At 29.6% G+C, this 5337-nt stretch carries 6 protein-coding genes; all 6 read right to left on the reverse strand.

The genetic code is table 11. The annotated features are described in order from the left end of the window. Positions 1-250: 250 nt before the first annotated feature. Positions 251-1225 carry a site-specific integrase gene (locus V5784_RS00845; RefSeq protein ID WP_336887158.1) on the reverse strand — a complete coding sequence of 325 codons (975 nt, stop codon included), beginning with the start codon at positions 1223-1225 and terminating at the stop codon, positions 251-253. 156 nt (positions 1226-1381) lie between these two features. After that, the gene (locus V5784_RS00850; RefSeq protein WP_336887159.1) at positions 1382-1816 is read right to left on the reverse strand and encodes a hypothetical protein; all 435 of its coding nucleotides are present in this window, start codon (positions 1814-1816) and stop codon (positions 1382-1384) included. A gap of 11 nt (positions 1817-1827) precedes the next feature. Next, positions 1828-2547, reverse strand: coding sequence for a PHP domain-containing protein (locus V5784_RS00855; protein ID WP_336887160.1), 720 nt, complete (start codon positions 2545-2547; stop codon positions 1828-1830). Beyond that, positions 2544-3221 carry a pseudouridine synthase gene (locus V5784_RS00860; protein ID WP_336887161.1) on the reverse strand — a complete coding sequence of 226 codons (678 nt, stop codon included), beginning with the start codon at positions 3219-3221 and terminating at the stop codon, positions 2544-2546. Before V5784_RS00860 ends, V5784_RS00855 begins: the two co-directional genes overlap by 4 nt. A 150-nt stretch (positions 3222-3371) precedes the next feature. Continuing rightward, a complete protein-coding gene (locus V5784_RS00865; protein WP_336887162.1) occupies positions 3372-3896 on the reverse strand; it encodes an NUDIX hydrolase in 525 nt (174 codons plus the stop codon). Beyond that, positions 3886-4653 (reverse strand): RNA methyltransferase, encoded by a 768-nt coding sequence (locus V5784_RS00870; protein WP_336887163.1) that lies wholly within the window; start codon positions 4651-4653, stop codon positions 3886-3888. The genes V5784_RS00865 and V5784_RS00870 overlap by 11 nt, the downstream gene beginning before the upstream one ends. Positions 4654-5337: the final 684 nt, after the last annotated feature.

Raw genomic sequence — 5337 nt, forward strand, 5'->3', positions numbered from 1 at the left:
TGATAGGATAGTTCACCATGGACATCTTATTATGTTCAATGGAAGCAACTGGAGAGTAGAAAATTCATTATCGTTATTGAAGTGATCAGTGGTGACTTTTTAAATTGCAACACCGCTGACATTTAATGTTGCAAAACACACTTTTTCTAATATTTTATCGACTTCTCTTTCCGTCTTGTGGTTGTTTGCAGCCTTCAAATTCATCTGTGAACTCTAAAAATTCCTCTAAAAATATAAAAAAAAGCCATCATCAAATCAGCTTCGGCAATTTGGTGATAGCTCTTTTTTCTAATATGTTCTTTGCATTGATATATACTTCGGTAACCTTGGTGTCAGCATGACCTAAAAAATCACGTATTTCCAAGATATCTGCACCACGTAAAGACAACTCTGTAGCTACTGTATGTCTAATATTATGTGGAGAAATATCTTTTCCTATGGTAAGTCCTTTCTCCTTTATAATTCTATACAGATTATTATAGGACATTTTTTTATTGGGAATAAAGCTCTTGGAAAAGATATAGTGGTCCAACATCTCCTCTAAATTGATCTTATACAATTTCGTGATGTAATTTTTAAATTCCATTATTTTTTTATAACATTCATCATGGAGGGGTTTATACTGTACTTTTCCACTTTTCGTCTCTTTTAGCCTCAAAACAATACTGCCCTGTCTTTCAATGATATCATCATATTTTAAATTTATCAGTTCAGAACTTCGAAGTCCAGTATAAAATAAAGTGTACAAGATAACTAAATCTCTAAAACTTTTATCGTCTACAACAGAGAAATTTGATATAATTTCCTTTAAATCCTCATAGGAAAGTTTGAGAACATTATCTAAATTATGCTTAGTTGTCTTGAATAATGGAATATATTTGAACGGATTATTATAACCATTTTTCTCCAACTCCTTATATAAACTCTTAAGGGAAGATATGATTTTATTGATAGAACTTTTTTTTAATTCCCTCTCATGAAGAAGATGTTTCAGATAATCTTCTATATCTTCTTTTTCAATGTTATTCATCATATTCATAGTTTCGTCAGGGTTTAAATCTCCATCATATTCATATATATATTTTAAAAAATCATTCAAATGAAACATATAATCCTTTAAAGTTTTTTCAGATTTATAGATAGAAAATATTGTTCCACTATTTTCTCGGTTTCTCTTACGTTTTTTTGGAATTGATAAACTGGTATCTTTTTTAACTAAATCCATAACTCCTCCTAAAGTCCTATTACTTGTAATATAGAAAATGATTTGTGGTATCATAAAATGAATTAACGGTATAAGTTGTCCTTTCAGAAATAAAAAACCCTCTAAATTAACATTTATACAAAAAAGTTATTTTTAGAGGGTTTTTATTTAAATTTTTTAGTTTTCCCATTTAAAATCAAAAACTTCAATTTTATAGTCTCTGCCTGAAATTCTTTCTAACTTAACTCTCTTATTAAATTCCTGGCTTTCCCTGTAATTAAGATTTCTTATGGTGAATGTCCTCAAAATAGAATATTGACCATCAATCTTCCAGATTACATTGTAGGTAACATACTCTAGTTTTTTTCTACTTTGATTTGTGACAGTTCCCGTAAGATTTCTTCCGTCGCTCCTCTTAGAAGAAACCTCAACATTGGATAACTTCACCTTACTTTCAAATTCTTTTTTACTTTCAAATTCTGTTTCCAATGTCCAAGTATTATCTTCCATCAACACAATATTATTCCCTTTCGAATCTTTTACTATTTCTTTCACCTCTGAATATGTCAAAATTGTGATAGCTAAAAAAGTAAATATAATAATTTTTTTCATATTTATCACCCCTATATTTTTTTACCTCTAAGATGAAAAAATTCCTTTAATTTATTTTCACTTGTATTCAATATTAACTCTTTATCATAATCTCCTATTAATTTTATAGCTTCAGTTAATTCACCAATAAGAGTAGAAAAATGTGCGTCACTGCCTAAAGAAATATATGGTTTATATTTAAAACAAAGTTCCATAATTCTTTCACAATTTAGCTTTGATCCCTCTCTGCTGGCAGTCAGTGATCCATTGTTAATTTCTATAGCTACATTATGTTTTTTCGCTGCAATAACTACTCTTTCATAGTCTACAGGAAATCCTGGATTCCCCAAATGAACCAAAATATCTACATTATTATTTTGAATAACATTTATAATGGCTCTAGTATTTTTATTTATATCGCCAGTATCCCCATATTCAGGAATGCTATGGAATCCTCCTATAACGATATCACAAATTTCAATTATCTTATCATTTATATCCAAATCTCCATTTATATTTATTACATTGGCTTCTACACCTTTTAATATTCTTATTCCATCTATATAATCAGGCAATGTCCTTTGATTAGCTATTGCCCACCAATGAGGTGAGTCTTGAAGATAGGGACCATGCATGGTGTTGGCTATAATTTTAATTCCTTTTTTTTTCCCTGCTCGAATGTTTTCTTCCAGGGAACTATATGCATGGGGTGTGGTATTTGTATGGGTGTGTAGGTCTATTAAAAACTTCATAGAATTTCCTTCACATCTATTTCTCTAACCTCTCCAATTTTTAAATCACCTAATTCTAATCCAGCAAATTTAATCCTTTTTAAATATATCACACAATTATCTATTGCATGGAGCATCTTCTTAACTTGATGGAACCTTCCCTCACTTATAGTCAGATTTATTTTACTTTCATCCACTCTTTCACATTTAGATGGTTTAGTTATATACCCACCTATATCTACTCCTAATTCTAATCTCTTCATGTCTTCATCTGTAATATTTTTTTCAGCTTCCACATAATAAATTTTATCCACATGTTTTTTAGGCGAAAGCAGTTCATGGGACATAGGTCCATCATTTGTAAAAAGTAACAGCCCCTCTGTATCCTTATCTAGCCTTCCTACAGGGAAAAGATTCTTTTGAATTACCCATTCTGGAAATATTTCCAGAACAGTTTTATGTTTTTTATCTTCAGTTGCTGTAATATATCCAGCAGGTTTATTCATAATATAATATCTTGTGGCTTTATATTCTATTCTTTCATTTTTATATAGGATCTCATCAGCAGTAGAAACATTAACTTTAGGTGAAAACTCTATCTGTCCATTGACCTTAATTTCCCTAGTTTTTAATATTTTTTTTACATCACTTCTACTTCCCAATCCACATTCAGTTAAATATTTATCTAATCTCATCTATTTCTCCTCGTTTTTCTTTTAATCAAAAAAAATTGTTAACACTAATATGTTAATAATTTTATATTTTAATATTTATATACTACTCTCCCTTACATTATATCATAATTCTAGGTTATTTTTATCCATAAAAAAATAACTCAAAACAGGCTATTTATTTAAGTTTAATTTTATATAGTTAAGTGCATAAAGTGTCTTTCCGTCTAAAGGTGTTTTTAATATTTCATCTATTTCTTTTACATCAACTTCTACAACTTCCAAAAACTCATCTTCATCTAGATTTTGGCTAGTTTTAATCAAATTTTCAGCATGATAGATATACATCTTCGAAGAAGATAGTCCTGGACTTCTAAAATATTCACAAATTTTAGTGATTTTCTCAGCCCTGTATCCAGTCTCTTCTTCAAGTTCTCTCATGGCAGCTTTTTCCACCTCTTCACCAGGATCCACAAGCCCTGCAGGGATCTCTATTATTTCTTGATTTAAAGCTGGTCTATACTGTTTTACGAGTAGAAGTTTCCCCTCTGGAGTAAATGCAATCACTCCTACAGCTACATAATTTTTTAAAAAAGTCCATCTAACTTGCTTTCCATTAGGTAGAATTAGGTCTTCCTCATATATTGAAAAATGTTTATTTTCAAAAACTTTGTCTTTTTTTATATGTTTATACCTCATATTCCTCCAATATTTCTTTAACTTTATACAATATGATTCCAGTGGCAATTCCTACATTCAGTGATTCTGCACTCCCGTATATAGGTATTTTTACTATCTCATTACTAGCTTTTAATATTTCTTTTGATACCCCTTGTCCTTCATTTCCAAAGACAACTGCATTTTTCTCTTTCAACTTAATCTTGTGATAATTTACACTTTCATTTGTTAAACCACTAGATAAAATATTATAGTTATTTAATTTTAAAAAGTCTAAAAGTTTTTCTTCGGACAGATAATTTATATTTAGATTAAACAGTGATCCCATACTGCTCCTAACACTCTTATCGTTATACATATCAACGCTTCCAGCGGTCAGGATAATATCTTTGAATCCTACTGCGTCGACTAATCTAATGATTGTTCCAAGGTTTCCAGGATCTTGAATACGGTCTAATATCACTATATTTTCTCCTAAGTTTTCCATAGAGTTAGATAAAAAATCATAGATCAAAATCACACCTTGTGAATTTTCTTGTGTTGAAATATCATTAAACAAGGTGTCACTATATATATATTTCTTACAGTTAAAATTATCTATCTTAGGAAAATTTTCTTCCTCACCATCACGTAATATGATATATTTAGGATTTGTAGAAAAGTCTAAAAATTTGTGTCCTTCGGCTAAAAATTTTTTTTCTCTCTCCCTATATTTTTTTTGTTTTAATTTTTTTATTATTTTAAATAATTTATTTTCCTTACTATTTATAAATTCCACCCTTACATCTCCTAACAAATAAATTTAGTTACTATACAGTATATATTTATAAGTAGAAAAACACAACTTTTTTTTACTTTCATTCAATATTTAATCAGTGAATCAATAATAAAAACTCCTGTAAACTGTGTATAACCTTCCTTATATTTTTTAAAAATTATGTCTTTATAATTTACAAGATAAAGAGCTTTTTTCCTCTTTAAGATAAAAGCTTTAGTCGCAGATTACACAGATAGGAGCAGATTTAAGTTAGGGGCAAGGATCGAAGGTTCTAAAGGTTTCGCCTTTAATACGAGTTACTCTTTTCTCTGTAGCAAGAAAAAGTAACCAAAAAGTGCCAGAAGATTTATATGTTGTCTTAGTGAGTAAGTCACAATCGTTGTTGTAGGAAAAGTACTGCTGGAGCGTAACGACTATAAACTTCGGTTAAAGGTCTCAACCAAAAATAAAAGACTTTAAAATCTGAGTAAGTCTGTGTAATCTGCGACAAAAAGAAAAGCTCCTGTGCTATAGCAGAAGAGCTACTATACCTTCGTGTAATTCGGGGGCTGTTGCAAGTTTTGTGTAAACTCTAAAAATTAATGTAAAACTTTTATAAAAAGAGGAGTAATAATTCTTTAATTATTGCTTCTCGTTTTTAATATATTAGAACTTTATTTTTTGTATGTCAATAGCAGAGCCTAA

Origin of the sequence: Psychrilyobacter sp. (assembly GCF_037132775.1) — a bacterium.
Lineage (GTDB): Bacteria > Fusobacteriota > Fusobacteriia > Fusobacteriales > Fusobacteriaceae > Psychrilyobacter.

Excerpts from the sequence above, each read along its gene's own strand:
- V5784_RS00845 (WP_336887158.1), bottom strand. The coding sequence starts at position 1,225 with ATGGATTTAGTTAAAAAAGATACCAGTTTATCAATTCCAAAAAAACGT.
- V5784_RS00860 (WP_336887161.1), bottom strand. The coding sequence starts at position 3,221 with ATGAGATTAGATAAATATTTAACTGAATGTGGATTGGGAAGTAGAAGT.
- V5784_RS00865 (WP_336887162.1), bottom strand. The coding sequence starts at position 3,896 with ATGAGGTATAAACATATAAAAAAAGACAAAGTTTTTGAAAATAAACAT.
- V5784_RS00850 (WP_336887159.1), bottom strand. The coding sequence starts at position 1,816 with ATGAAAAAAATTATTATATTTACTTTTTTAGCTATCACAATTTTGACA.
- V5784_RS00855 (WP_336887160.1), bottom strand. The coding sequence starts at position 2,547 with ATGAAGTTTTTAATAGACCTACACACCCATACAAATACCACACCCCAT.